Origin of the sequence: Actinomadura terrae, from assembly GCF_022751215.1 — a bacterium.
Lineage (GTDB): Bacteria > Actinomycetota > Actinomycetes > Streptosporangiales > Streptosporangiaceae > Spirillospora > Spirillospora terrae.
Genome location: NZ_JAICDG010000007.1, coordinates 404,403 through 429,412, shown reverse-complemented (window position 1 = coordinate 429,412; position 25,010 = coordinate 404,403). Strand labels below are relative to the sequence as shown.

At 72.0% G+C, this 25,010-nt stretch carries 25 protein-coding genes; 14 read left to right on the top strand and 11 right to left on the bottom strand.

Going from position 1 to position 25,010, the window contains the following annotated elements; genetic code table 11:
* Positions 1-4: 4 nt before the first annotated feature.
* Positions 5-2,224, bottom strand: coding sequence for an MMPL family transporter (locus tag K2F47_RS36070; RefSeq protein WP_242910662.1), 2,220 nt, complete (start codon positions 2,222-2,224; stop codon positions 5-7).
* 371 nt (positions 2,225-2,595) lie between these two features.
* Here K2F47_RS36070 and K2F47_RS36065 point away from each other — a divergent pair, with 371 nt between their 5' ends.
* Positions 2,596-4,107 carry an RtcB family protein gene (locus tag K2F47_RS36065; RefSeq protein ID WP_242910661.1) on the top strand — a complete coding sequence of 504 codons (1,512 nt, stop codon included), beginning with the start codon at positions 2,596-2,598 and terminating at the stop codon, positions 4,105-4,107.
* Here the strand turns inward: K2F47_RS36065 and K2F47_RS36060 are convergent.
* A complete protein-coding gene (locus K2F47_RS36060) occupies positions 4,097-4,657 on the bottom strand; it encodes a TetR/AcrR family transcriptional regulator (protein ID WP_242910660.1) in 561 nt (186 codons plus the stop codon). The genes K2F47_RS36065 and K2F47_RS36060 overlap by 11 nt on opposite strands.
* 132 nt (positions 4,658-4,789) lie before the next feature.
* Between K2F47_RS36060 and K2F47_RS36055 the strand changes: the two genes are divergently transcribed.
* Entirely contained in the window at positions 4,790-5,617 is an 828-nt protein-coding gene (locus K2F47_RS36055; protein ID WP_242910659.1) for an SDR family NAD(P)-dependent oxidoreductase, read from the top strand.
* Here K2F47_RS36055 and K2F47_RS36050 read toward each other — a convergent pair.
* The gene (locus K2F47_RS36050) at positions 5,581-6,264 is read right to left on the bottom strand and encodes an SDR family NAD(P)-dependent oxidoreductase (protein ID WP_242910658.1); all 684 of its coding nucleotides are present in this window, start codon (positions 6,262-6,264) and stop codon (positions 5,581-5,583) included. The two genes, K2F47_RS36055 and K2F47_RS36050, sit on opposite strands and share 37 nt — an antisense overlap.
* 85 nt (positions 6,265-6,349) lie before the next feature.
* Between K2F47_RS36050 and K2F47_RS36045 the strand changes: the two genes are divergently transcribed.
* Positions 6,350-6,757, top strand: coding sequence for a MerR family transcriptional regulator (locus K2F47_RS36045; protein ID WP_242910657.1), 408 nt, complete (start codon positions 6,350-6,352; stop codon positions 6,755-6,757).
* A 21-nt stretch (positions 6,758-6,778) separates the two neighbouring features.
* On the opposite strand, the gene K2F47_RS36040 is transcribed toward K2F47_RS36045, so the two are convergent.
* Entirely contained in the window at positions 6,779-8,041 is a 1,263-nt protein-coding gene (locus K2F47_RS36040; RefSeq protein WP_242910656.1) for an APC family permease, read from the bottom strand.
* Positions 8,042-8,117: 76 nt separating this feature from the next.
* Entirely contained in the window at positions 8,118-8,615 is a 498-nt protein-coding gene (locus K2F47_RS36035) for a CGNR zinc finger domain-containing protein (protein ID WP_242910655.1), read from the bottom strand.
* 81 nt (positions 8,616-8,696) lie between these two features.
* Here K2F47_RS36035 and K2F47_RS36030 point away from each other — a divergent pair, with 81 nt between their 5' ends.
* Positions 8,697-9,578, top strand: a complete 882-nt coding sequence (locus tag K2F47_RS36030; RefSeq protein ID WP_242910654.1) for an alpha/beta fold hydrolase — start codon at positions 8,697-8,699, stop codon at positions 9,576-9,578.
* A gap of 34 nt (positions 9,579-9,612) precedes the next feature.
* On the opposite strand, the gene K2F47_RS36025 is transcribed toward K2F47_RS36030, so the two are convergent.
* Both K2F47_RS36025 and K2F47_RS36020 read right to left on the bottom strand, forming a co-directional pair.
* Complete coding sequence (locus K2F47_RS36025) at positions 9,613-10,143, bottom strand: DUF805 domain-containing protein (RefSeq protein ID WP_242910653.1); 531 nt, start codon at positions 10,141-10,143, stop codon at positions 9,613-9,615.
* Between the two features lie 99 nt (positions 10,144-10,242).
* Entirely contained in the window at positions 10,243-10,842 is a 600-nt protein-coding gene (locus tag K2F47_RS36020) for a hypothetical protein (protein WP_242910652.1), read from the bottom strand.
* 186 nt (positions 10,843-11,028) lie between these two features.
* On the opposite strand from K2F47_RS36020, the gene K2F47_RS36015 reads away from it, so the two are divergent.
* From K2F47_RS36015 to K2F47_RS36000, 4 genes are all read left to right on the top strand, one after another.
* Positions 11,029-11,586 carry a TetR/AcrR family transcriptional regulator gene (locus K2F47_RS36015; protein ID WP_242910651.1) on the top strand — a complete coding sequence of 186 codons (558 nt, stop codon included), beginning with the start codon at positions 11,029-11,031 and terminating at the stop codon, positions 11,584-11,586.
* A gap of 72 nt (positions 11,587-11,658) precedes the next feature.
* Positions 11,659-13,356: an alpha/beta fold hydrolase gene (locus K2F47_RS36010; RefSeq protein WP_242910650.1), complete on the top strand. Its 1,698-nt coding sequence runs from the start codon at positions 11,659-11,661 to the stop codon at positions 13,354-13,356.
* Between the two features lie 13 nt (positions 13,357-13,369).
* Positions 13,370-14,176, top strand: a complete 807-nt coding sequence (locus K2F47_RS36005) for an aminoglycoside 3'-phosphotransferase (protein ID WP_242910649.1) — start codon at positions 13,370-13,372, stop codon at positions 14,174-14,176.
* A 31-nt stretch (positions 14,177-14,207) separates the two neighbouring features.
* Positions 14,208-14,810 (top strand): AAA family ATPase, encoded by a 603-nt coding sequence (locus K2F47_RS36000; RefSeq protein WP_242910648.1) that lies wholly within the window; start codon positions 14,208-14,210, stop codon positions 14,808-14,810.
* A gap of 521 nt (positions 14,811-15,331) precedes the next feature.
* Here K2F47_RS36000 and K2F47_RS35995 read toward each other — a convergent pair.
* The 4 genes from K2F47_RS35995 to K2F47_RS35980 all read right to left on the bottom strand — a co-directional run bounded on the left by K2F47_RS35995 (position 15,332) and on the right by K2F47_RS35980 (position 18,466).
* Positions 15,332-15,844 (bottom strand): hypothetical protein, encoded by a 513-nt coding sequence (locus K2F47_RS35995; protein WP_242910647.1) that lies wholly within the window; start codon positions 15,842-15,844, stop codon positions 15,332-15,334.
* A 113-nt stretch (positions 15,845-15,957) separates the two neighbouring features.
* A complete protein-coding gene (locus K2F47_RS35990; protein ID WP_242910646.1) occupies positions 15,958-16,626 on the bottom strand; it encodes a 2OG-Fe(II) oxygenase family protein in 669 nt (222 codons plus the stop codon).
* Positions 16,627-16,824: 198 nt separating this feature from the next.
* A complete protein-coding gene (gene bfr / locus K2F47_RS35985) occupies positions 16,825-17,322 on the bottom strand; it encodes a bacterioferritin (protein ID WP_242910645.1) in 498 nt (165 codons plus the stop codon).
* A gap of 673 nt (positions 17,323-17,995) precedes the next feature.
* Positions 17,996-18,466 (bottom strand): carboxymuconolactone decarboxylase family protein, encoded by a 471-nt coding sequence (locus K2F47_RS35980; RefSeq protein ID WP_242910644.1) that lies wholly within the window; start codon positions 18,464-18,466, stop codon positions 17,996-17,998.
* 158 nt (positions 18,467-18,624) lie between these two features.
* On the opposite strand from K2F47_RS35980, the gene K2F47_RS41610 reads away from it, so the two are divergent.
* The 6 genes from K2F47_RS41610 to K2F47_RS35950 all read left to right on the top strand — a co-directional run bounded on the left by K2F47_RS41610 (position 18,625) and on the right by K2F47_RS35950 (position 24,985).
* Positions 18,625-19,497, top strand: coding sequence for a sigma-70 family RNA polymerase sigma factor (locus K2F47_RS41610; RefSeq protein ID WP_242910643.1), 873 nt, complete (start codon positions 18,625-18,627; stop codon positions 19,495-19,497).
* Between the two features lie 178 nt (positions 19,498-19,675).
* Complete coding sequence (locus tag K2F47_RS35970; RefSeq protein ID WP_242910642.1) at positions 19,676-21,124, top strand: MFS transporter; 1,449 nt, start codon at positions 19,676-19,678, stop codon at positions 21,122-21,124.
* 207 nt (positions 21,125-21,331) lie between these two features.
* On the top strand, positions 21,332-21,940 hold the full coding sequence (locus K2F47_RS35965; protein ID WP_242910641.1) for a M15 family metallopeptidase: 609 nt from the start codon (positions 21,332-21,334) through the stop codon (positions 21,938-21,940).
* 74 nt (positions 21,941-22,014) lie between these two features.
* The gene (alr, locus tag K2F47_RS35960; RefSeq protein ID WP_242910640.1) at positions 22,015-23,067 is read left to right on the top strand and encodes an alanine racemase; all 1,053 of its coding nucleotides are present in this window, start codon (positions 22,015-22,017) and stop codon (positions 23,065-23,067) included.
* A gap of 99 nt (positions 23,068-23,166) precedes the next feature.
* On the top strand, positions 23,167-23,847 hold the full coding sequence (locus K2F47_RS35955; protein ID WP_242910639.1) for a response regulator transcription factor: 681 nt from the start codon (positions 23,167-23,169) through the stop codon (positions 23,845-23,847).
* Complete coding sequence (locus K2F47_RS35950; RefSeq protein ID WP_242910638.1) at positions 23,840-24,985, top strand: sensor histidine kinase; 1,146 nt, start codon at positions 23,840-23,842, stop codon at positions 24,983-24,985. The genes K2F47_RS35955 and K2F47_RS35950 overlap by 8 nt, the downstream gene beginning before the upstream one ends.
* The last annotated feature ends 25 nt before the right edge of the window (positions 24,986-25,010 follow it).

Below are 25,010 nucleotides of genomic sequence, written 5' to 3'. Positions count from 1 at the left end.
CGGCTCAGCGCCCGCCGTGGGGGAGCTGCGGCAGGAGCGGCGCGGAGGACGGGGCGCGCCTGCTCAGCGCCTCGCCTTCGATGTCCACGTTCGGGAGCACACGGTTCAGCGTACGGGGCAGCCACCAGGCCCGGTCGCCGAGCAACGCCAGGACCGCGGGCGCGATCGCCATCCGGACCACGAAGGCGTCGAAGGCGACGGCGGAGGCCAGGCCGACGCCCATCGTCTGGATCGTCGGGTTGCTCATCCCGACGAACCCGGTGAACACGCTGATCATGATGATCGCCGCCGCGGCCACCACCCGTCCGCTGTGCCGGAAACCGTGCACGATCGCCTCTCCGGGGGGTGCGCCGTGGACGTAGGCCTCCCGCATCCGGCTGACGAGGAAGACCTCGTAGTCCATGGCGAGGCCGAACACGATGCCGATGATGAGGATCGGCATCAGCGACATGACCGGGCCGGTCTGCTCGATGCCGATCAGGTCCGCCGCCCAGCCCCACTGGAAGACGGCGACGACGACGCCGAAGGCGGCGCCCACCGACAGCAGGAAGCCGAGCGCGGCCTTGACCGGGACCAGCACCGAGCGGAAGACCACCAGCAGCAGGAGCACCGCCAGGCCGATGACCACGGCCAGGTAGGGGACGAGGGCGTCGGACATGGCGTCGGAGATGTCGATGTTCAACGCGGTGGTGCCGGTCACCAGGACGCCCGCGCCCGTGTCGGCCTCGACGCCGCCGGCCGCGTCCCGGATCGCGTGCACCAGGTCCTTGGTCTCGCCGCTGTTCGGCGCGGTCGTCGGGACGGCGGTGAGGACGGCCGTGTCCCCGTTCCGGCTGAGCACCGGGTCACCGACCGAGGCGACGCCGTCCACCCCGCGGACGGTCCTGGCGACCAGGTCCGCGGCGGCCCGGCGGTTCGCGGACCCCGACAGGTCCACGACCACGGTGAGCGGGCCGTTGAAGCCGGGGCCGAAGCCGTCGGACAGCAGGTCGTAGGCCCGGCGCTGGGTGGTCTCCACCGACTTGGACTCGTCCCCGGGCAGGCCGAGTTCGAGGCTCAGCGCCGGGAGCGCGACGGCGCCGAGCCCGAGTCCGGCGGCCAGCAGCACGGCCACCGGCCGGCGCAGGACGAACCGCGCCCAGCGGGTGCCGAGCCCGGGCCGTCCGTCCGCGACGGGGGCCCCGCCGTCTGGCGGGGGCGCCTTGCGGACGGCCCGGGACAGCACCCGCCGCCCGAAGAAGCCGAACAGCGCGGGAACGAGGGTGAGCGCGACCAGCACGGCGAGGGCCACGGCGCCCGCGCCGGCCATGCCCATCTTGGTCAGCTCGGGGATTCCGACGACCCCGAGCCCGACGAGCGCGATGAAGACGGTCGCGCCCGCGAAGACGACGGCGGATCCGGCGGTCCCGACGGCCCGTCCCGCGGCCTCCTCCGGCTCGCCGCCCCGGGCGCGCTCGTCGCGGTAGCGGGAGGTGATGAACAGCGCGTAGTCGATGCCGACCGCGAGCCCCAGCATCAGCGCCAGGATGGCGGCGGTGGAGGTCAGGCCGAGCGGCACGGCCAGTGCGCTGACCAGGCCGAAGCTGATGGCCACGCCCCAGAACGCGGTCAGCAGCGACAGCCCGGCCGCGACCAGCGACCCGAGGGCGAGGATCAGCACCACCGCCGCCACCGCCACGCCGATGATCTCCGTGGTGCCGCCGGGCGCCTCCTCGGCGTCCAGGGCCGAGCCGCCGATCTCCACGGTCAGTCCCGCGTCGCGGGCCTTGCCCGCGGCGGCTTCGAGGGCGCTCTTCGTCGGCTCGGCGAGGTCGACGGCGTCCGCCGTGTAGGTGATCGTGGAGAAGGCGATCGTGCCGTCCTTGCTGACGGCGCCGGTCCGGTAGGGGTCGGTGGTCGCGGCGACCTGGTCGCCCCCCTTCAGCGAGCCGAGCGCGGCGGCGACGGCCGCCTTGCTCCGCGTGGACGTCACCCGCTGCCCGTCCGGCGCCTGGAAGACCAGGCGGGCCTCGGCGCCCTGGGAGTTGCTCTGGGGGAACCGCTCGTCCAGCAGGTCGAACGCCTGCTGCGACTCGGTGCCGGGCATGGCGAGGTCCTCGTCCTCGCCGGACGGCGCCGTGGCGGCCGCGACCACGGCCAGCACCAGGGCGGCCAGCCACAGCGCGCCCACGAGGCGGCGCCGCCGGAAGGCCCACCGCCCGATCCGATAGAGATATGTCGCCACCTGTCGATCACTCCAGACGCCGTTGGCAAGGGAAATACGCGAGATTCACGCGCCACCCACATTTCCCTCCGGCGCCTATGCCCGGCATCGTCTCCCGCCGCCGTCTTTTCTCTGGTGCGTCGCGACGAGGCGTCCACATGGCCTAGTGCATATGCACTAGGCCGGGCGCGCGTTCCCCGTGGAGCGGCGGGGAGTGGACGCCGACATATTCGGTTGGACGGGCGGCCGACGGCGGCTAGTGTTCGTCCCACCTCGCGGCTGCTGAACCTCGGGGGAGCCCATCGCCTACCGCGCGATGTCCCGTGCGTCCACCACGGACGTCCACGTATCCGACCCATGCCCGAATTCCAGCAGCCACGAAGGAAAGACCCATGAACGCATCCCGGCAGGATTCGCGTCTTGTTCGCGCCGACGACAGTTGGCTCACCCTCCCCAACCGGTGGGGCATTCCCATCGACGTCTGCGCCGGCGCCGACGTGCCGATCGAGTCCAGCGCGGTCGAGGAGATCCTCACCGTGCTCGAAACGGCCGACACCCTGGCGCGGCTCGCCGCCGCGACCGGGCAGGAGAAGGCGGCGATCGACCGCGTCGCGCTCACCCCCGACCTGCACAAGGGCGCCGGAATCCCCATCGGCACCGTGCTCCGGACCAGCGGCGCGCTGATCCCGCAGGCGGTCGGCAACGACATCAACTGCGGAATGCGGCTGGAGACGACCTCGCTCACCGTCGACCAGGTGCGTCCCCGGCTGGGCGCGCTGGAAGGCCGGCTGCGGCATCTGTTCTTCGAGGGCGGCCGGCGGATCGCGCTGTCGGGGCTCCAGCGGGAGGCCCTGCTCCGCGACGGGCTGCCCGGCCTGCTCGGCGTCCCGGGGGAGCGCGCGGGCGGGATCTGGTCGCAGCACCGTCCCGAGGACGGGCGGCCGGGCCGGGTCCACGGCGAGCGGTACCCGACCGCGACCGCCGAGCCGTTCCGCGACTGGATCGACAGCGCGGGCGGCACCAGCCACGACAGCATCATCGGCAGCGTCGGCGGCGGCAACCACTTCGCCGAGGTGCAGTACGTCGCGTCGGTCCACGACCGGCAGGCCGCGTACGCGTGGGGGTTGGAGCTCGGGCGGGTCGTGCTGATGGTGCACAGCGGCTCGCTGTCGCTGGGGCACCAGGCGAACGCCGAGGGCCTGGACCAGGCGAGGAGGGCGTGGCCCGGCTCCGTCCCGCTCCCGGACAACAAGATCCTTCCCATCCTCCTCGGCGAGCGGAACGAGGCGGCGCTCCGGCGCTACCTCGACGCGTTCGGCAACGCCGCGAACTTCGCGGTCGGCAACCGGTTCTTCCTCTCGCTCATGCTGCGCCAGGGGCTCGCCGCCGAGTGCGGCGACCTCACCGCCGATCTGGTCTACGACGCCCCGCACAACCTGCTGTGGCGGCACGACGACGGGTCGGTCGTGCACCGCAAGGGCGCGACGCCCGCGGGCGGGTACGCCGACATGGCGGGCGGGCCGTACGCGATGTGGGGCGAGCCGGTGATCGTGCCCGGGTCCATGGGGGCGGCCAGTTACGTGCTGCGCGGGCACGGCAACCCGCGGACGCTGGCGAGCGCGTGCCACGGCGCCGGACGCCGCGTCCCGCGCGGTGCGGCGTCCCGGGCGAGCGACGCCGACCTGGACGCGTTCCTCGACGAGTTCCGCGTGGTCACGCCGCTCGACCCCCGCGACCCCTCGGTCGCGCGGCGCGCGGACGTGATGGCCGCCTGGCGGCGCGACCTCAAGCAGGAGGCGCCGTGGGTGTACAAGGACATCGGCCCGGTCGTGTCCAGCCTCGGCCGCGCCGGCGTCGCCGACCCCGTGGTCGAGCTGCGGCCGCTCCTTACCGTCAAGGAGTAGCCCCGGACGGACGGGTGCCGATGCCGTCGAGGAGCGATTCGACGACGACGTCGGCACCCTGGGCCGGGGTGAGCTCCGGCATCTCGTGGGCGGCCAGGTTCGTCAGGTGCACGAGCAGGGAGCGGGCCCAGCGGTCGGGAAGGCCGGGCCGGATCACGCCTTCGCGCGCCGCGCGGTCCATGAAGGCGTCGAGACGGCCGAGCAGCTCGCGCAGGCGGGGGGCGGACTCCGCGTCGTCCGGCAGGCGGCTCAGGTCGACGGGCCAGCGGCGGCTCACGCCGATGATGCCCTCGGCGTACCGGTGCAGCGCGACGGGAACCGGCGCCTCGGCCAGGCGGGCCGCGTCGACGACCTCCCAGCATGCGTCGAGCTTGCCGCGGTGGATGACGTCCACCAGCGCCTCTCGGGTGGGGAACCGCCGGTAGACGGTGCGCCGGTCGACGCCCGCCCGCGCCGCGATCGCCGCGATGCTGACGCCCGGGTCCTGTCGCAGCAGGTGGGCGGCGGTCTCCAGGACCGAGTCGAGGTTGCGCGCGGCGTCGGCTCTCATGGCGGCCACGATCCTACCCACCCGCCTGGCAGCTCAGCTCCGAAGTGCATCCACGAAATGGCATGTGTGGTTCTAAGTGCTACATTCGTGTGACAGTAGCGACGCACGACCACATCCTCGGAGGGTGTTCCAGTGAAGACCTTCGTCATCACAGGCGGCACGGACGGCATGGGACGCGCGATCGGGCTCGCCTACCTGGAACGCGGCGACTCGGTCGCGATCGTCGGCCGCAACGCCGGCAAGGGAGCCGCGTTCCTCGACGCGGCCCGCCGGCTCGGCGCCGCCGAGCGGGCGCGCTTCGTCCATGCCGACCTGAGCTTGATGTCCGACACCCGCAGGGCCGTCCAAGAGGTGGAAACGCATTTCGGCAAGGTGGACGCCCTGGTGCTGTGCGCCCGCCATTTCCGCTCCACCCGCCTCGTCACCGCCGAAGGGTTCGAGTACACGTTCGCGCACTTCTATCTGAGCCGTTTCCTGATGAGCTACGAGATGACCGACCTGCTGGACGCCGCCGATCGGCCGGTCGTCCTCAACGTCGCGGGGCCGGGGCCGAACCCCGAAAGCGTCCGCTGGGACGATCTCGGCCGCGAACGGGACTACGACGGCCAGGGCGCACTTATGCAGGGCGGCCTGCTGAACGACCTCCTCGGCACCGGATACGCGCAACTCCGGCCCTCGGCGAAGGTTCGCTATGTGCTGTACAACCCGGGCAGCGTCGCGACCGCGCTCTCCGGCGAATACCACCCGCGCGTCGCGGCCCAGATCGAAGTCATGCGCAGGCACGCGCAGCCGGTCGGAAAGGCCATCGCACCGATACTCGAACTGCTGGACGCCCCGCCCGCCGAGCCGCTCAGCGCCGTGGCCATGGGCCGTCCGATCGCCTTGGACGGCCCCGGCTTCGACCCCGAGGCCGCCCGGCGCCTCTACGACCTGACCCGCGACCTCATCGACTCCGACTGAGCGGTGTGCAGGATCTCGTGCTCCCACCGGTGCCGCGGCTGGGCGTGCAGGCGCCAGTAGTGTTCCGCGATGTCGTCGGGATCGAAATCGGTGCCCGGCGCCACGGGACCGTCGACGGTGATGCTGGCGGCGTGCACCCCGGCGTCCCCGTACTGCTGGTGGAGGAGCCGCACCAAGGTCCGTACTCCCGCCTTGCCCAGGGACAGGCTCACATATTCCGGCTTCGGTTCCGGCATGCCTCCGGTGACGAGAATGGATCCGCTCCCGCGACGCGCCATTTCCGGCGCCAGATGACTGGCGGCGGTAAGCGCGCCCACTACGTTGACCGCCCACGCGTCCAGCTGCTCGCGCGCCGACAGTTCCCCGGGCGCGTCGGGCCGGACGAGCGCGGCGTTATAGACAACGACGTCGGGCACGCCGAGCTCGGCGACGGCCTGGTCCAGCGCGGCTCGCAGTGCGTCCTCGTCGGCGCTGTCGGCCGCCACCGTGACGACCGGCACTCCGCTGGACGCGACGGCGTCCGCGGCCGTTCGCAATGTCCCGTCGCTACGGGCTATGAGGGCGATCGGAAAGCCCTCCCGCGCGAACCTGCGGGCGACCGCCTGGCCGATCCCCGGCCCCGCTCCGATGACCACCGCTCCGGACATGCCGCCTCCTCGAAATTCCTGGTCGGGAATATTCGGCACGTTAAGGCGTCACATCCATGTGAAGGTCAACCCGGAGGAGGCGCGGATGCGGATCGGTGAGCTCGCCAGCACGACGGGGGTGAACCGGCGGCTGCTGCGCTACTACGAGGACCAGGGGCTGCTGCACCCGACCCGGCTGGCCAACGGCTACCGGGAGTACGACGACGCCGACGTGACCGCGGTGCGCCACATCCGCGCCCTGCTCACCGCCGGGCTCCCCACCGCGGCCATCGCCCGGCTCCTGCACTGCGTCCACGACGAGGACGGACGGATGGTCCCCTCGCCCTGCCCGACCATGATCGCCAAGCTGCGGCAGGAACACTCGCGCGTCACCGGGGAGATCACCCGCCTGCGAGCCACCCAGCACGCGCTCGACTCCATGCTCGACACCGCCCTGCGGCAGGACGGCACCACGCCTTCAGATCCCGTACCGGTCGCGGGGAACACCCGATGAGGCACCGCCGCCTGCATCCCGTCACCGGAGGACGCGGCGTCCCGCGTACACGGCGGCGCCCAGCGCGATCACCGCGGCCCCGGAGATGACCGAGGTCGCGGGCAGGGCGAAGGCCAGGACGAGGCACCCGGCCAGCCCGGCGGCGGGAATCAGCCGATACGGGCGGCCCTCCTCGGGGGCGAGGGTCCAGGCGGAGGCGTTGGCGACGGCGTAGTAGAGCAGGACCCCGAAGGACGAGAACCCGATCGCCCCGCGCACGTCCCCGGTCGCGGCGACCACGGCCACCACTGCGCCGACGAGGAGTTCCGCGCGGTGCGGGACCTGGAATCTCGGGTGGACGGCGGCCAGCACGTGCGGCAGGTGCCGGTCCCGGGCCATGGCCAGGGTTGTGCGCGAGACGCCGAGGATCAGCGCGAGCAGGGAGCCGAGCGCGGCCACGGCCGCACCGGCCCGGACGGCGGGGACCAGCCATCCGGCACCGGCGGCCCGCGCCGCGTCGGACAGCGGCGCGGCCGCCTCGGCCAGCCCGTCCGGCCCCAGCACGCTCAGGACCGACACGGCGACGACGGCATAGACGACCAGGGCGATACCGAGCGCGAGCGGGATCGCCCGCGGGATCGTGCGCCCGGGATCACGGACCTCCTCGCCCAACGTGGCGATGCGCGCGTACCCGGCGAAGGCGAAGAACAGCAGGCCCGCCGCCTGGAGGACGCCGCCGACCGTGGCGTCGGAGCCGATGTCCAGCCGGGCCGCGTCCGCCGTGTCCGCGGTGAGGGCCGCGACCACCACGGCGGCGAGGACCGCCAGGACCACGGCCACGATCACCCGGGTCAGCAGCGCGGACTTGCGCACCCCCGCGTAGTTCACCGCCGTCAGCGCCACCACCGCCGCGACCGCGACCGCGTGCGTCCGCCCCGGCCATACGTACGAGCCGACGGTGAGCGCCATCGCCGCGCAGGAGGCCGTCTTGCCGACGACGAAGCCCCACCCCGCCAGGTAGCCCCAGAATTCGCCGAGGCGCTCGCGGCCGTACACGTACGTCCCGCCCGAGGCCGGGTAGCGCGCGGCCAGCCGTGCGGACGAGGTGGCGTTGCAGTAGGCGACCACGGCGGCCAGTGCCAGGCCGATCGGCAGCCCGGAGCCCGCGGCGCGCGCGGCCGGGGCGAGCGCCGCGAAGATCCCCGCGCCGATCATCGACCCCAGACCGATCATGACGGCGTCGGGGACGCCGAGCGTCCGCCGCAGCTCCTCCGGGACGTCGCCCGCGGTCGATGACCTGCTCATGGGCACACTCCAGGCGACATGAGGCCGGACGCCCTCCCGGCGGGCGGCGCCGTACTCGGTCGGCGCTCCTGAGACGCTACTTGAGGCGCTGCTTGCGCGCGTGGGTTCGCGCTTTCATCCGGTTGCCGCAGGTCGCCATGGAGCACCAGCGGGCGGTCCCGGGACGGCTGTGATCGATGAGGAACAGGTTGCACTCCTCGTTGGCGCAGGCCCGCAGCCGTCCCGGCAGTCGCGCGGTGACGCGCGACCACGCGAGGACGACGCGCACGGCCAGCTCGTCCTCGGGCGCCACCTCCAGCCGCCACGACACACCGTCGGCCGAGACGGCGGGACGCAGCCGCGCCTGATCGAGCACCGAGGCCAGATCGCCGACGTCCGAGGACGTCCGCCGGACGAGCCGGTGCAGCGTGTCGCGCACGAGCCGCAGGCGCTCGCGCTCCTCGCCCGTGCCACGTCCTCCGAGTGCCCGTATCCAGTCCGCCGCCCCTTCTCCGCTCAGGAGGTCGGTGGGGCGTCCGTCGACCACCGGTGCGCTGTTGAGCACGGTGAGCAGCAGCTCCTCGTCCTCGACCACGGCTCACTCTCCTTGACACTCCGCGGGGCCCTGTGCATCATGAGCATAGCCTAACCAGTTAAATTCATTTAAGGGGTTACCATGGCGGCTGTTCACCACCGGACCGTGGACGTCGACGGCCTGACCGTCTTCTACCGGGAGGCGGGCCCGGCCGACGCGCCCGTCCTCCTGCTGCTGCACGGCTATCCGACGAGCTCGCACATGTTCCGCCACCTCATCCCGGCGCTGGCCGGCCACTACCGGCTGATCGCGCCCGACCACATCGGCTTCGGCCGCTCGTCGGCGCCCAGCGCGGCGGACTTCGCCTACACCTTCGACGGGCTCGCCGAGGTGACCCGCGGCTTCCTGGACCGCCTCGGCGTGGACCGCTACGCGATCTACGTCCAGGACTACGGCGCGCCCATCGGCTGGCGCCTCGCGCTGGCGGCCCCGGAATCGGTCACCGCCGTCGTCTCCCAGAACGGCAACGCCTACGAGGACGGGTTCGACCAGGAGTTCTGGGAGCCCATCTGGGCCTACGGAGCGCACCGCACCCCGGAGAACGAGGCGGGGGTGCGACCCGCGCTGGACCGGGAGGCCGTCGAATGGCAGTACACCCACGGCGTCCCCGACCCCAGCCTGATCGACCCCGACGCCTGGGAGCACGACCTGGCGCTGCTCGCCCGTCCCGGCAACGACCGCGCCCAGGTCGCCCTGTTCGGCGACTACGCCGGCAACCGCGCCCTGTACCCGGCGGTGCAGGAGTGGCTGCGGACGAGCCGCGTCCCCGTCCTCGCGATCTGGGGACGCAACGACGAGATCTTCCTGCCGGCCGGCGCGGAGGCGTTCCGGCGGGACGCGCCGGACGCGGAGATCGTCCTGCTCGACGGCGGCCACTTCCTGCTGGAGAGCCACCTCGACGAGGTCGCCGCCGCCATCATCGGGTTCCGTCCCCGCATAGTCGGAGCGCCCATCGCCGGGTGACCGAACGCCCGAGCCGAGGCTGTCGCGCGGCTCTTCAGCTCGCGTCTCGCTCGACCCGGACCTGCCGTTGCTGGTCCGGGTCGAGGTAGCTGAAGGCCGTCGCGCGGCTGACGCCGAGCCTGGCTGCGATATCGGCGATGGTGTGCGCCCGTCCACCGTCCTTCCTGCGGCGCTCGTACAGTCGCCGGGCAATCTGCTGTTCGGTCGCGGATTCCCACGACCCGTACCGGTTGACTCCCATATAACTGGGCCTACAGAGCAAGACGGCGAGGATCAGCCACCCGAGGATCGGCAGGAGTGCGAGCCGCCGCCAGCCGAGGGCGAGGCCACTGTCGTGCAGACGCCGGGTGCACACCGAGCACATTGGAAACAACAGGACGGTATTGACGATGAGGGTTACCACCCCGAGCGCCTTGGCACGCGTTACCACCGTCAGCATGATCAGGCTCCACGCGCACAGCTCGGCGAACAGGAAGTAGAACCAGAACTCGCTGCGAGTGGCGCGTCCGTCAAAATCCCAACAGCGTCTGAAGGCTTGTGCGATCGCCGGAAGGAAGCCCGCCATCGACCTTGCTCCTCGAACCCAGAGTCGCCAGGACCGTAACTCTGAACTGCGGGGACCCCTCCCGGCCGAGGCTGCTATCCGGGACCGGCTGAGCCCCGCTCAGCCGGTCCTGCGGCGGCGCACGTAGTAGGCGACGGTGAGGACGGCCAGGAGCGGACCCCAGGCCAGCAAGGGTGCGTAGCAGACACGGAGGAGGTTGAGCTGCCACTCGTGGGCGAAGGTCTTGTCGAAGTTCTCGTTGGACTCGGCGAAGAAGAGGGCGAAGAAGCTGTTGGCGATGAGGAGGGACGCGCCCAGGCCGGCCGGGATGACGGCCGCGAGCGGCGGGATTCTGCGGCCTCCCCAGAAGGGGACCCATTTCGGGACGACCTCGCCCCACCGGTTCACCAGGCCGACGGCCAGGAACGCCAGCGCCTCACTGACCGCGGACAGCAGGACCATGTAGACCCAGCCGGGCAGCCAGCCGGGAAGGTCGTCGTCCATGTCGCCGGAGACCTCGCGGTGCTCGACGATCGGAAGGTCGAAGGCCCCGAACGCCAGCCGCCACAGGCAGGAGGGCAGCACGACCAGCGTGGTCGCGTAGGCCGCCAGCACGGCCCATCGCTGTGCGCCCTCGACCGGCCGGCCGTGCAGCTTCACGAAGGCGGCGACCACCGGGTTTGGGCGGCGTGCGGGTGGACGGGTCCGGGTCGCGGTCACGGCGAACTCCTCACAAGGCGAGGTCACCGGGTTCGGTGACGCTGGGGCAACCCTCGTCCAGCGCGGGACGGCACCACCTCCCCCAAGATCACGATGTCCTTCCCCCGCGCGGGGCATTCCGGCGGGCTCGATCCACCCTTGGGGGGAGGACTTGGCGAAATATGTAGGTCGGTCTACTCTTTCGCCATGGGAGAGAAGGGTGCGCGGACGCGGGACCGGCTCATGGACGCGACGCAGGAGCTCATCGAGGTCGGCGGCTACTCCGGCGCCGGGCTCAACCAGGTGGTCGCGGCCAGTGGCGCGCCTCGCGGCTCGCTCTACTTCCACTTCCCCGAGGGCAAGGACCAGCTGGTCGGCGCGTCCATCCGGCGGGCCGGGCTGGCGATCGGCGACGGCATGGAGGGCTTGGCGGAGTCCAGCGGTTCCGCGGCGGAGTTCGCCCAAGCGGTGCTGCGGCACCTGGGGGACCGGTTGGAGGAGTCGGGCTGGCGCAAAGGGTGCCCGGTGGCCACGGTCGCGCTGGAAATGGCCGCGACCAGCGACCCGTTGCAGGAGGCCTGCTCGGAGGTCTACTCCCGATGGGAAGCGGCCCTGCGCGCCCGCCTGGACGGACGCGCGGACGCCGATGACCTCGCGGTGACGGTCCTGGCGCTGATCGAGGGGGCCCTGCTGCTGGCCAAGGCCCACCGCAGCAGGGAGCCGCTGACGCGCGTCGGACGCCAGATCACCGCCCTGCTCGGCTGAGACGGGCCCGCCGCGACCGGCGGGCTCTCTTTTGGCGAAGAAAATATGTAGACCGATCCATTAGGAGCGCACATGGATGCGATCGTCTTCGGGGCGACGGGCTTCATCGGCCGTTCGCTGGTCGCCGAGCTGCTCGGCCGGGGACGGCGGGTGGCGGCGGTCGTCCGCGACGACTCCCTCACGCCCTGGCTCACCGGCCAGGGCGTCGACACGGGCGGGCTCGTCGTGGTCACCGCCGACATCACGCGCCCGCTCACCGGCTTGCCCGCCGCTCGCGACGTCTACAACGTCGCGGCTCGTTACGCGTTCGGCCTCGCGGTGCCGGAGGCCCGGGCGGTCAACGTGACGGGGGCGCTCAACGTGCTCGAATGGGCCGCAGCGCTGCCCGGGCTGCGGCGGCTGGTGCACGTCAGCGGCTACCGGGTGAGCGGGGCCGGCGGACAGCCCGACTACGCGAGGCTCGGGGCCTACGAGGCGTCGAAGATCGAGGGTGACCTCGCAGTACGCGCGCGGGCCCGCGAGCTGGACGTTCCGCTGACCATCGCGAACCCCAGCAGCGTGATCGGGCCCGGCCAGTACATCGGCCCGGCCGCCCTCGTCGAGAACCTGTGGAACGGACGGCTACCCGCGTTCCCCGGCGGCCCGGACGTCTTCGTGCCCATCGTCACGATCGGCTACTTCACACGCTTCCTGGCCGAGATCCCCGCGGCACCGCCGAACGAGCACCACTGGGTGCTCGACGACGCCACACCCCCGCTCCCCGAGTTGATCGGCATTATCGCCGATCACATGGGGGTGCGGGCGCCCCGCCGGTCCGTGCCCGTGGGCCTCCTGCGGCGCCTCCCGCGCAAGCTCACCGGGGCCGATCCCGAGACGTTGTCGTTCCTGTCGGCCGACCGGTACCCGACAGCCTCCGCCTCCGCCCTCGCCGCGTCCGTCGGCCTTGAGATGCCTCCGGCCGCCGATGCGCTGCGGACCTGGGCCGACGACCTGCTGGCCGCCCGCTTCGGCGCCGCGTCGCCCTGGACAAGGCCCTACGGCTTCGCCTCCGTGGCGGGCACGCGAACCTGGATGCTCGGTGATCGCCATCGCCCCGCCCACGTCCTGCTGCACGGGCTGCCGATGAACGCCGACGTCTGGGCGCCGCTGGCACCCCACCTCACCGGCCCGGTCCTGGCGCCTGACCTCCCCGGGTTGGGACGCTCGGCCGCCTCGTCCCTGCCGACGGACGCATGGCTGGCCGACCTGATGAGCCCGGTCCGCACCCGGCCCGTGCTGGTCGCGCACTCGCTGGCCTGCGCGCCCGCGCTCCGCTTCGCCGCCGAGCATCCCGAACGCGTCAGCAAGCTCGTCCTCGTCTCCCCGTCGTTCCTGCAAACTCCCAGCTCGCGGTTCACCCGCTCGCGTGTCGCCGTGCCGGTGATGCGGCGCATGTCGTCCTCCCGGCTGGCCGGGACGCTCGGCCTGCCGGACGGCCCGGAGGTCGCCAGTGCCGCCGCGGACCTGCGGCGGCCGGGCGCGCCGCGCCGGGTGGTCACGGCCCTGCGTGCGGCTCACGCCGAACGCGAGCGAACGAGAGCGCTGCTGGACGAAGTAGCCGTCCCGGTCGAGATCATCGTGGGATCGGCCGACCCGCTGGCCATGGACGTCGTCCAGCCGGTGACCGAGATCGCCGGAGCCGGGCACTACCCTCAGCTCACCCATCCGGCCCGGGTGGCCCACGGCCTCCGGATGGGAAAACCATTTGTGACCAGCCCGGAAGGCCTGTAACGATCATGAGCCTATGAGCCGCCTGGAGAATGCCGAGATTCCGACCGGTCCCGTGGACGTTCCCGACGCCGTCGCGGCTCTCGCCGGGGGAGACACCGTCACTCCGGTGTGGCGCAACGAGCTCGGGGGACTGACGTTCCGCCTGGAAGGCGGCGCGGTCAGGTACGTCAAGTGGGTCGCCGCGGGCACGCCGGAGATCGATCTGGCCGCGGAGGCGGAGCGGCTAGCCTGGGCGGGGCGATGGACCTCCGTCCCGCAGGTCATCGAGCACGGTACGGACGATGAGGGCGCGTGGCTGGTCACCGCGGAGGTCCCCGGCAGCTCCGCGGTGGACCCCCGGTGGAAGGACGACCCGGCGACGGCGGCGGCCGGGATCGGGCGGGGGCTGCGCCTGCTGCACGACTCCCTCCCCGTCGACGGCTGCCCGTTCGACTGGAGCGTCGAGCGGCGGCTCGTCCGCGCCGACGAGCGCATCGCCGAAGGGGAGGGCCCGGCCGACCGGTCGCCCGAGTACCGGCACCTGGAGCTCGCGAAGGCCCGCGCGCGCATCGGTGAGCCGCCTGAGATCGACCGGCTCGTCGTGTGCCACGGGGACGCGTGCGTTCCCAACACGTTGCTGCACGACGACGGCGCGTTCGCCGCGCACGTGGACCTCGGGTCGCTCGGCACGGCCGACCGGTGGGCCGACCTCGCGGTCGCGGCGTGGAGCACGGAATGGGACTACGGGCCGGGGTACGACGGCGTCCTGTACGAGGCGTACGGGATCGACCCGGACCCCGAGCGCATCGACTACTACCGCCTGCTCTGGGACATGGCCTGAAGGCCCCGACCGGTGTGTGAGGGTGGGCGGCATGGCTGACCACGAGACCGGCCCGGCCGGGGAGGCGTCCCCGCGACCCCGGCGGTACGTGCTGACCGGGGCCCCGGGTGCGGGCAAGACCACGATCGCCCACCGGTTGAGGGACCGCGGGCACATGGTGATCGACGAGGCGGCCACCGATGTCATCGCACAACGGCAGGCCCGCGGCGAACAGGAGCCCTGGAACGGTCCTGGATTCCTTGAAGACATCCTCCGGACGCAGCAGCAGCGGCAGCGGGCGGCCGACGCCTCCGGCGCGGTGGTGCAGATCTACGACCGCTCACCGCTGTGCACGCTGGCCCTGGCCCGCTACCTGCGGCGCGCCGTTCCCGAGGCGCTGGCGGCGGCGATCGACCGCATCGAGCGCGACGGCGTCTATCACCGGCAGGTCTTCCTGATCCAGCCGATCGGCTTCGTCGCCCCCACCGCCGCGCGCCGGATCACCTTCGAGGAGTCCCTGGCCTTCGCGCGCGTCCACGAGCAGGTGTACCGGGCCCATGGCTACGAGCTGGTCGACGTGCCGCCCGCACCCGTCGACGAACGCGTGGCGGAGATCGAACAGCACATCCACGAAACGGTGCTCCGAGGGCGATGAGAGCCATGTCGGCGGGGAACGTCACCGCGTGACCCGGACGGCGGCTCCGCCGTCCGGGGTGACGGCGAAGAAGGCGGTGCCGATGACCACGACGCCCGCGGCGGTGGTGAGCACGGCCGCGCCGAACCCGGCGCATGGCACGCGTGGCGCCCTGTGCTCTCCGTCCCGCGGTCGGGGCGAGAGCAGCTCGCGAGGATCGGCGTTCCTCGCCGGCGGCGGCCGTCACGCGTGCCGAGCGCGGCCCCGGCGGCGGCTTCGTCCGGCGCGAAGCGCCGCCGCTCTCCTGTGGCGTCCTCCCGGGCGGCCGAAGCACGGGAAGGATGCGGTCCGGCCGGTCGTTAACGGACGCGGGTGGCCCGCTCCAGGTTGCGGTCAGAACTCCAGGCCCCGTTAGGTACGGCGTCGCCCGGCGTCTTCGCTGAGGGCCCGCCGCGTCCACGCGGGGGACTTCGAGGTTCCGCGCAGGCCACCGAGCCCGCCGTCCGATCCGCCGGGGCGGTCCGGTGCCGCCGGCTCGGAGGTCACCTGGCGGTCGAGGCGATGGCGACCAGAACGTACTGACCGGCCTCCACGGGTTGGACCGAGGCGGTGAGCCAGCCGGGGACGGCGATGTGCGAGCCGGGACGGGGGCCGATCATCAGGTGGCGTCCCCAGAGGCGGGCCAGTGCCGAGGGGACCGGGGGACCGGACCGGGGGTCGGCGATGATGATGGCGCCCGCCTCCGGGCGCTCGGGGGCGGAACCCGCGTCCAGGATCCACCACGCGATCTGGCTCGCCGGGTTGCCACTGGGCGGCATGTGGTAGCCCTCCCGCCAGACCTGGACGGCGATGTCGATGGTTCCGGCGGGGGGCGCGAGTCCGGGCTCGTGGGCGGCGGCCAGAGCGTCGAACGAGGTCTGGAACCGCGCGGTCGCCGCCGCGAGGTCCGTGATGATTTCTCCGGGCGGCACGACCTCCAGGGCGGGGCCCTCGGCGCTGAGGGCCCCGGCGGAGGGGGCCAGCAGCCCTGTCGGGTCGAGGGTGGCGAAGGCCACCGGCGTTCCCCAGTGCCGGCGGACGGCCGGTCCCGCGTGACCGCAACTGCGTCGATCGCGGCCGGAGGAGGGGACGGGGGTGGGAACAGGGGCGGGGGCGGGGGTGATCAGCGTCATGACGTCCGGCTCCGAGGTTGGTGGTAGACGATGTTCCAGGCGATCGCGACCCTCAGCCGGAGATGGGTGGTGGTCGCCCTCATCCAGTTGGCCTGCCAGCCGGGAAACGCGATCATCCGGCCGGGGACGGGGGTGTAGTGGACGGCCCCCGGCGAGGCGTCGCGCGTGACGGCCGCGGGACGCGGATCGAGCAGCTCCAGATGGCCGGCATCGGCGTCGACGCTCGGGTCGGCGGCCACCGACAGCAGGCCCGACCAGGCGGCGTCATGGCGGGTGTGCGGCCGGAACGGCTCACCGGGCCGGCAGACCAGCGCCCACGCCTCGGTGTGGACCTCGTGGTCGGGGATCTCGTCGGCGGCCTCGCCCAGCACGGCACGGGCGAGGGTCCTGCCGGCGAGGCCGATCTCGTGCCTCAGCCAGTCGATCGAGGGGTGGTCCCGGGTGAGCATGGTCGGGGGTGATGCGATCGGCCCGCCGGGGCCGTCGGCGTGCCCATCGCCACCGCCGTCGAGGATGAGCGTACGCAGGTCCGGGAGGTGCCGAGCGGCGCCGGTGCAGTCGGCCTGGTACACGGGGGTCCGCCACATCTCCAGCACCAGCCGCTCCTCGGGCGTCGCGGACGCGGCGGGGCTGGGTGGATCGTGGGATGTGCTGGTCTCTGTCACGATCGTGCTCCTTCTCGATGGTGCGGCCACCGTCGTGGCGTGGTGCCGCACTCCGGGGACAGGAGTAGGGCACCCGGCCGCCGGAACCATCCGGGCCCACGTCCGGAAGGGGCCCGATCCGAAAGTGGCCTGGTCCTCGGTGGCCGGGTGCGAGCGGAAACGGTGCGAAGTCCGCGCCCCGAGGGGCGGCGCGAGGGTCTAGACGGGTTCGGTGAAGTCCTCCCCGGGGGCGTCGGTCAGGCGCTGCAGGTAGTTGTGCTCACCGAGGGACTCCAGGAGCCCGAGTTCGGTCTCCAGGTAGTCGACGTGCTCCTCCTCGTCGGCGAGGATCTCCTCGAAGATCCGGGCCGAGGTGATGTCGCCGCGCGAGCGCATCAGCTCGACGCCGGCCCGCAGCCGCGTGACGGTCTCCAGCTCCAGGGCGAGGTCGTTGCGGAGCTGCTCGGGAACGCCTTGCCCGATTCGCAGCGCGCTGAGGTCCTGGTAGTTCGGCGCACCCTCCAGGAAAAGGATGCGTTCGGTGAGCCGCTCTGCGTGCTTCAGCTCGTCGTGGGCTTCCGATCGGGTGTGCTTGGCGAGTCGCACATAACCCCAGTCCTGCTGCATCTTCGCGTGCAGGAAGAACTGGTGGACCGCCGTGAGTTCCGCGGTGAGCTGCTCGTTGAGCAGCTCAATGATCTGGCTGTCACCTTCCATGGCGCTGATGCTCACACGAGCGGAAGGGCCCGACCAGGTTTGAAACTTCGAGTTGAATGTTCGGCGCCGAGCGAATTCGCGGGGCCAACTGCGCGGATCGGCGGCTCCGCCGGTCCGGAAAGAGTCGTCACCGGGGCGCGCGGATTCCTCAACGAGGAAGATCCCGAGGCGTGGGCTCGCGTCGACCTGTACACTCTTGCCGCAGGTCGGGCAGTCGATGGTGCATGAATTCCGACAGAATTCACTCGCATATACCGGACCATCTCACGCCGGAGCGCCTTTCAACATGACGGGAGTCTTTCTAGTCGGCATGAAGTTTTCCGGGCTTCCTGACAAGTGGCTTTGGACGTTGTCCATGGTCATGGCGCCGCGCAACCGATCAGTCAAGTTAATGGCGATCAATCGGACCCCGTGAAAGGATCTATTTCCGTCCGAATTTCTTAGGCGAACCTTATTTAGGATAGACTAACTTTACTAAGGATAGGCTAGCCTAATTTATTTAGATCTGCCCGGTGTCGGGCGGTGGGCCGGGCATGGAGTTGTCGCGGCCATCCTTGTCGCCACTGCCGTTCGAATCCTCCTCGGTGGCTCCCACTATTGCGCGCAGGCGCCCGCCGGGGGCGTTCACCGCAATACGGTGAACGCCCCCGGCGGGCGGGCCGGCCTCGGACGATCAGCTCCACGTCTCCGCTTCGGCGACGCCCGGAACCGGCTTGCCGATGAGCGCGACGGTGGCCCAGAAGGCGACCTGGCCGATCCCGATCATCAGCGTGGCCAGCTCCTTCTCGTCGAAGTGCGCGGCCGCCTCCGCGTACAGCGCGTCGGAGACCCGCTCGCCTTCGGCCGCCGGCTGGAACACCGCCTCCGCCAGCGCCAGCGCCGCCTGCTCGGGGCCCGTGAAGTAGGGCGCGTTCCGCCAGGACGCCACGGCGGCGATCCGCTCCTCGGACTCCCCGGCCTCACGCAGCGCCTTGGTGGACCGGATGACCAGGTAGGTGCTGCCGACGATCTGGGCGACGCGCAGGCCGGCCAGGCCCATCGGGGTCCCCGGCAGCGAGCCGTTGCCGGTGGCCTTGGCCAGCGCGCCCGCCACCGGTATGAGTTCGGGTACGAGAACGGTGGGGTTGGACATCCGCGATCCCATGGTTCCTCCTAGAGCGAAGCCGGTTCGGGACCGGCGCCTTGTTGGTCTGACGGCGCTACGACGTCCGGGCGCGGCGAAAGGTAACGTCCGAAAGGTGCGTTACCTCACGGCCGCCTGGTGCGTCCTGGTAGTGACACCGTCCAGGACCAGGGGGAACCGTGACCGAAGAGGAACAGCTCGCCGCGAGATTCGAGGGCCAGCGCCCTTATCTGCACGCGATCGCCTTCCGCGTGCTCGGGTCGCACGCGGACGCCGACGACGCCGTCCAGGAGGCGTGGCTGCGGCTCGTGCGGAACGGCGGCGGCGACATCGAGGACCTGCGCGGCTGGCTGACCACGGTGACGGGCCGGATCTGCCTGGACGCGCTGCGCCGGCGCGGGACGCGGGGCGAGCAGCCGCTGGAGTTCGACATCGGCGCGCTCCAGCGGGAGCCGCTCGCCGACTCCCGGCTCGACCCCGAGCAGGAGGCGGTGCTGGCCGAATCGGTCGGGCTGGCGCTGTACGTCGTCATGGACGCGCTCACCCCGGCGGAGCGGGTGTCGTTCGTCCTGCACGATGTCTTCGAGGTGCCGTTCGACACGATCGCGGCCGTCCTCGGACGGAGCACCGCGGCCTCGAAGATGCTCGCCAGCCGGGCCCGCGGACGGCTGCGGTCGGGCACGCCCTCGCCCGACTCCCACGCCGCGGGCCGCGAGGTCGTCGAGGCGTTCTTCGCGGCGGCCGGCCGGGGCGACGTCGCCGGGCTGCTCAGCGTGCTCGCGCCCGACGTCGAGGTGCGCGCCCAGGGGCTGGAGGGCGACTTCGTCGTGCGGGGCGCGGACAAGATCGCGGCCCGGGCGACGATGTTCGCGCGTCCGGACGCGCGGGTGCACCCGGCGCTCGTCGGCGGCGTTCCCGGGGTGCTCATCACCGTCGAGGGACGGCCGGTCACGGTGATGGCCTTCACGGTCACCGGCGGCGTGGTCACCGCGATCCGCACCCTCAACGACCCGGCCCGGCTGGAGCAGGTCGTCCCCTCCTGGGTCGCGTGACCCTCCGGCATCGCCGCACCTTTCGAGGTGTGGCGCGATGAGGGCTGCGTTCTTCTTGCCCTGTCGGGATCATTCCGCCGCGTCCTGGCCGACCTCCAGGACCGGCGGGGGCTTCCGTCACACCCGTCCGCCGCCCTTCGTCATGGCGGCGACATCACGAAACCAAGTCAGGCGGACCATGACACACACAACACAGCGGCGCGGCCTCGCGCTCGCGCTGCTCGCGGCCACCCAGTTCGTGCTCGTGCTCGACGCGTCCATCGTCGGCGTCGCGCTGCCCTCCATCGGGCGTGATCTGAAGTTCGCGCCCGAGGACCTCTCCTGGGTCGCCAACGCCTACACGCTGACGTTCGGCGGCCTGCTGCTCCTCGGCGGACGCGCCGCCGACCTGGTCGGACGCCGCGTCATGTTCATGGTCGGGATGGCGCTGTTCGCCGCGACCTCGCTGGTCGGGGCGCTGTCGGTGAACGCGGCCATGCTGGTGGGGGCCCGCGCCGTGCAGGGCGTCGGCGCCGCGATCGTGGCCCCGGCGGCGCTGTCGCTGATCATGACGATCTTCGCGGCGGGACCCGAGCGCAACAAGGCCATGGGCGTCATCGGCGCGGTGGCCGGGGCGGGCGGCGCGGCCGGGTCGATCCTCGGCGGCGGGCTGACCGAGTGGCTCGGCTGGGAGTCCACCCTGTACGTCAACGTCCCGATCGGGGTGCTGGCGATCGCGCTGGCGCCCGTGCTGCTGCCCGAGGCGAAGGACGCGGGTGCCCGCGGCTTCGACCTCGCCGGCGCGGTGACGGCCACCGGCGGGCTCGCGGCGCTGGTCTACACGCTCGTCGACGCCAACAACGCGGGCTGGCGCTCCGCCCAGACGTTCGGCCTGGGCGCGCTGTCGCTGCTGCTGATCGCGCTCTTCTTCGTCATCGAGGCCCGGGCCGCGCAGCCGCTCGTCCCGCTGCGGATCTTCCGGCTGGGCATGCTGCGCGGCGCCAACATCATCGCCCTGCTGAGCACGATGGCGATGTTCCCGATGTTCTTCTACATGACCTTCTACATGCAGCAGGTCCTCGACTACGGCCCGGTCAAGGCCGGGCTCGCCGCGCTGCCGCTCGCGCTGACGATCGCGGTGACGGCGGGCGTGGCGTCCGCGCTGATCACGAGGATCGGCGTCCGGGCCCCGATGGCGGCAGGGTTGATCGTGACCGGCGCGGGGCTGGCCTGGTTCTCCCGCATGTCGGTCGACGGGAGCTTCCTGGTGGACGTCCTCGGCCCGTCCCTGGTGATCGGGGTCGGGAGCGGGCTGGCGTTCGTCACCACCACCGTCGGGGCGACGTCGGCGGCCCGGCAGGAGGAGGCGGGCCTCGCGTCCGGCCTGTTCAACACCGCCCAGCAGTGCGGCGGCTCGCTCGGCCTGGCGATCGTCGTCGCGATCGCCACCGCCCGCACGACCGACGTCCTGGAGGGCGGCGAACGCGTCCCCGCCGTGGCCCTCACCGAGGGCTACCAGATCGGCATGCTGACCGCCGCGGGAATCGCGGTGGCGGCGGGCCTGCTGGCGATCGCGCTGATCCCGGGCCGCTCGGCGGCGAGCCACAGCCCGGAGGCGACGGCCACGGCCGACCCCGCCACGATCTGACTTTCGTGAGACCGCTGCCCGTGGCGAACGCCACGGGCAGCCATTCTTTGCGGCAGCGGGAATGGGCCGGTTCGGCCATGCCGAGGGTTCCGCATATCGCGAGCGTATCGAAAACCGGATACGCGATGGCAACAGGCCTCCCTCTTCACTTGAGGTATGTACAACAATGCACCTCGGTCATCGCCGCCCCGCCGTACACGCTGGTTTGTGTTGGCCGGTCTGGCGATCCTCGGTGTGGCGATCGCCGCGTTCGCCGTGCAGTGGTCGCTCGGGTCCTCCGGTTCGGAGGACACCTCGGGGGCGTCGGACGCGTCGGGTACCTCGGTCGAGATCACCCGGCCGGTCAGGCCGCTGACCTCGGACGAGGCCATCGGCGTCATTCCCGACGGCGCGCCGATCTCGGTGTTCGACCGGAGGCCGGCGGTGAGCAGGCTCGACCCGGACCTCCGCGCCGCGCTGCGCCGGGCGGCCAAGGAGGCGCAGGCCGGCGGCGTCCGGATCCGCGTCAACAGCGGCTGGCGGTCACCCACCTACCAGCGGCGGCTGCTGCGGGAGGCCGTCGCCAAATACGGCTCGGAAAGGGAGGCCGCGCGGTGGGTGGCCACCCCGACCACGTCCGCTCACGTGTCGGGCGACGCGGTCGACATCGGCCCCGCCGCCGCCGCGAATTGGCTTTCCGAGCACGGCTCCGCGTATGGGCTGTGTCAGATATACCGCAATGAGCCTTGGCATTACGAACTGCGTTCCGAGGCCACCGACGACGGTTGCCCGTCGATGTATCCGGACCCGACCTTCGACCCGAGGATGCGGTCGTGAACCGGGCCCCGGTCGTGCCCCGACGCCCCACGGACGCCTTTCGCCCGCCGACCTTTCAGACCCTTCCCGGAGCGGTGGCCGCGAACATGGCCGAGATCCGCGCCCGGACCAAGAGCACGATCATGGCCCTGGTGAAGGCGGACGGGTACGGCCACGGCGCCGTCACGGTCGCCAGGGCCGCCGTCGCCGCCGGTGCGGAGTGGCTCGGGACGACGAGCATCGCGGCGGCCTCGGCGCTGCGCGAGGCGGGGCTCACGGCACCGATCCTCACCTGGCTCCATTCCTCGGGGATCGACGCCGGCGCGGCGGTCGCCCACAGGATCGACGTCGCGGTCGGTTCGGTGGACGAACTCGACGCGCTCGTCTCCCAGGCCGCATCGCCGGTGCGGATCCACCTCCACCTGGACACCGGAATGGCCCGGGGCGGCTGCCCTCGCGCCCGGTGGGACGAGCTGATCGGTCTGGCCCGGCGTGCTCGGGACGCGCGGAAGGTCGAGGTCGCGGGTGTCATGGGGCATCTGCCGCTGGCCGACCACGCCGATCCCGCGGCGAACGCACCCGCGGTCGCGGAGATGCAGGAGGCGCGGCGGGCCGTCCGGGAGGCGGGGCTCGGTTCGCCGCCCGCCCACCTCGCGGCCACCTCGGGCGCGCTGACCGACCCGGCGACCCATTTCGACATGGTCCGCGTGGGGGCCGGACTGGTCGGGATCGACCCGTCCGGGACGGTACGGCTGCACGGCGCGTCCCGGCTGACCGCGCCGATCGTGCACACGGCGGCGGTCGCGGCCGGCACACCGGTCGGCTACGGCGGCACCTATGTCACGGAACGTGCCGCCCATCTGAGCATCCTGCCCGTCGGCTACGCCGACGGGATTCCGCGAGGATGCGCGCCCGAGGCCGGCGTCGAGATCGGCGGGCGCCGGTTCCCGGTCGTGGGACGGGTCTCGATGGATCAGATCGTGATCGACACGGGCGCCGAGTCGTTCCCGGTCGGCACGTCCGCGACCGTGTTCGGGCCGGACGGGGGCGCGACCCCGACCGTCCAGGACTGGGCGCGCTGGGCCGGGACCATTCCCCACACCATCGTCACCGGCATCGGGCCGCGCGTGCGAAGGAACGTCGGGTGACGCCGCGGCGGCGGGCGGCCCGGCCGCCGTGCCCCGGCGCGAGCGGTCACCATCCGTCAGCATATGTCAGCGATATGCCGTTGCGCATAGTCTGCGGGAATGCGCGTGCTGATAGTGGAGGATGAGCCCTACCTGGCCGAAGCCGTCCGCGACGGACTCCGGCTGGAAGCGATCGCCGCCGACATCGCCGGCGACGGAGACACCGCGCTCGAACTACTCAGTGTCAACTCCTACGACCTCGCCGTCCTGGACCGGGACATCCCCGGTCCCTCCGGCGACGAGGTAGCGCGGCGGATCGTCGCCTCGGGCACCGGCATCCCGATCCTCATGCTCACCGCCGCCGACCGGATCGACGACAAGGCGTCCGGATTCGAGCTCGGCGCCGACGACTACCTCACGAAACCGTTCGAGCTCCGGGAACTCGTCCTGCGGCTGAGGGCGCTGGACCGCCGCCGCGCCCACGCCCGGCCCCCGGTCAGCGAGATCGCGGGCATCCGGCTGGACCCCTTCCGCCGCGAGGTCTTCCGCGACGGACGCTACGTCGCGCTCACCCGCAAGCAGTTCGCCGTGCTCGAAGTCCTCGTCACCGCCGAGGGCGGGGTCGTCAGCGCCGAGGAGCTGCTGGAGCGGGCCTGGGACGGGAACGCCGACCCCTTCACCAACGCCGTCCGGATCACCGTCTCCGCGCTGCGCAAACGCCTCGGCGAACCGTGGATCATCGCCACGGTGCCCGGCGTCGGCTACCGGATCGACACCGAGCCCGGCAGCCCCGATGAATAGACGTCCGGGGCTCAGCGCCCGGCTGAAGCTCACGATCAGCTATGTCGGGTTCCTACTGATCGCCGGCGCCCTCCTGCTGGCCGTCGTGTGGGCGTTCCTGCTGCGCTACGTCCCGGACACCACGCACTACGGGCCCGGCGGGTTCAGCCCGAGCCGCACCGACCTCACGCGCGCCTTCACCCCCGCCGCCATCACGGCGATGCTCCTGCTGCTGGTCTTCGGCTCGCTGGGCGGGTGGGTCCTCGCCGGCCGGATGCTCTCCCCGCTCCAGCAGATCGCGGACGCGGCGCGCCGGGCCGCCAAGGGGTCGCTGTCCCACCGCATCCGCATGCGCGGCCCCCGGGACGAGTTCCGCGAACTCGCGGACGTCTTCGACACCATGCTCCAACAGCTCGAATCCCACGTCGCGCAGCAACGGCGCTTCGCCGCGAACGCCTCCCACGAACTCCGGACCCCGCTGGCGATCTCGCGGACGCTGCTGGACGTCGCCCGCAACGATCCCTCGCGCGACAACGGCGAACTCATCGAGCGCCTGCACACCGTCAACACGCGCGCGATCGACCTCACCGAGGCACTCCTGTTGCTCAGCCGGGGCGAGACCGGGAGCTTCAGCCGCGGGCCCGTCGATCTGTCGCTCGTCGCCGAAGAGGCCGCCGAAACGCTGCTTCCGCTCGCCGAACATCGGCAGATCTCCCTCACCGTCACCGGCGAGAAGGCGCCGACCGTCGGCTCGCCCGAACTGATCCTGCGGATGGTGACCAACCTCGTCCAGAACGCCATCGTCCACAACCTCCCGACCGGCGGCACCGTGCGGGTCCATACCGAATCGCGGTACGACGCGGGCGTGCTGAATGTCGAGAACACCGGGCCTTCTCTTCCGCCGGAACTCGTGCCGACGCTCACCGAGCCTTTCCAGCGCGGAACGGAACGAGCCCGCACCGACGAACACGCGGGCGTCGGCCTCGGATTGGCCATCGTCCACAGCGTCGTCCGAGCGCACTACGGGACGCTCACCCTCACGCCCCGTCCTGAGGGCGGTCTCCTCGTGATGGTTCGCCTTCCCAAGACGCCGCACGCGTCGCTCTCGTCCGGGGCCTCCAAATGGCTGGCCGGAGACCCGGTGCCCGCACCGGAATAGCCCAACTCGGGTTCGGAGGCGCGCG

Coding starts and splice junctions, on each gene's coding strand:
- K2F47_RS36060 (WP_242910660.1), bottom strand. CDS start 4,657: ATGAGAGCCGACGCCGCGCGCAACCTCGACTCGGTCCTGGAGACCGCC.
- K2F47_RS36010 (WP_242910650.1), top strand. CDS start 11,659: ATGGATGCGATCGTCTTCGGGGCGACGGGCTTCATCGGCCGTTCGCTG.
- K2F47_RS35950 (WP_242910638.1), top strand. CDS start 23,840: ATGAATAGACGTCCGGGGCTCAGCGCCCGGCTGAAGCTCACGATCAGC.
- K2F47_RS35970 (WP_242910642.1), top strand. CDS start 19,676: ATGACACACACAACACAGCGGCGCGGCCTCGCGCTCGCGCTGCTCGCG.
- K2F47_RS36040 (WP_242910656.1), bottom strand. CDS start 8,041: ATGAGCAGGTCATCGACCGCGGGCGACGTCCCGGAGGAGCTGCGGCGG.
- K2F47_RS35955 (WP_242910639.1), top strand. CDS start 23,167: ATGCGCGTGCTGATAGTGGAGGATGAGCCCTACCTGGCCGAAGCCGTC.
- K2F47_RS36030 (WP_242910654.1), top strand. CDS start 8,697: ATGGCGGCTGTTCACCACCGGACCGTGGACGTCGACGGCCTGACCGTC.
- bfr (WP_242910645.1), bottom strand. CDS start 17,322: ATGGAAGGTGACAGCCAGATCATTGAGCTGCTCAACGAGCAGCTCACC.
- K2F47_RS36005 (WP_242910649.1), top strand. CDS start 13,370: ATGAGCCGCCTGGAGAATGCCGAGATTCCGACCGGTCCCGTGGACGTT.
- K2F47_RS36015 (WP_242910651.1), top strand. CDS start 11,029: ATGGGAGAGAAGGGTGCGCGGACGCGGGACCGGCTCATGGACGCGACG.
- K2F47_RS36065 (WP_242910661.1), top strand. CDS start 2,596: ATGAACGCATCCCGGCAGGATTCGCGTCTTGTTCGCGCCGACGACAGT.
- K2F47_RS35980 (WP_242910644.1), bottom strand. CDS start 18,466: ATGGGATCGCGGATGTCCAACCCCACCGTTCTCGTACCCGAACTCATA.
- K2F47_RS36025 (WP_242910653.1), bottom strand. CDS start 10,143: ATGGCGGGCTTCCTTCCGGCGATCGCACAAGCCTTCAGACGCTGTTGG.
- K2F47_RS36045 (WP_242910657.1), top strand. CDS start 6,350: ATGCGGATCGGTGAGCTCGCCAGCACGACGGGGGTGAACCGGCGGCTG.
- K2F47_RS36050 (WP_242910658.1), bottom strand. CDS start 6,264: ATGTCCGGAGCGGTGGTCATCGGAGCGGGGCCGGGGATCGGCCAGGCG.
- K2F47_RS36000 (WP_242910648.1), top strand. CDS start 14,208: ATGGCTGACCACGAGACCGGCCCGGCCGGGGAGGCGTCCCCGCGACCC.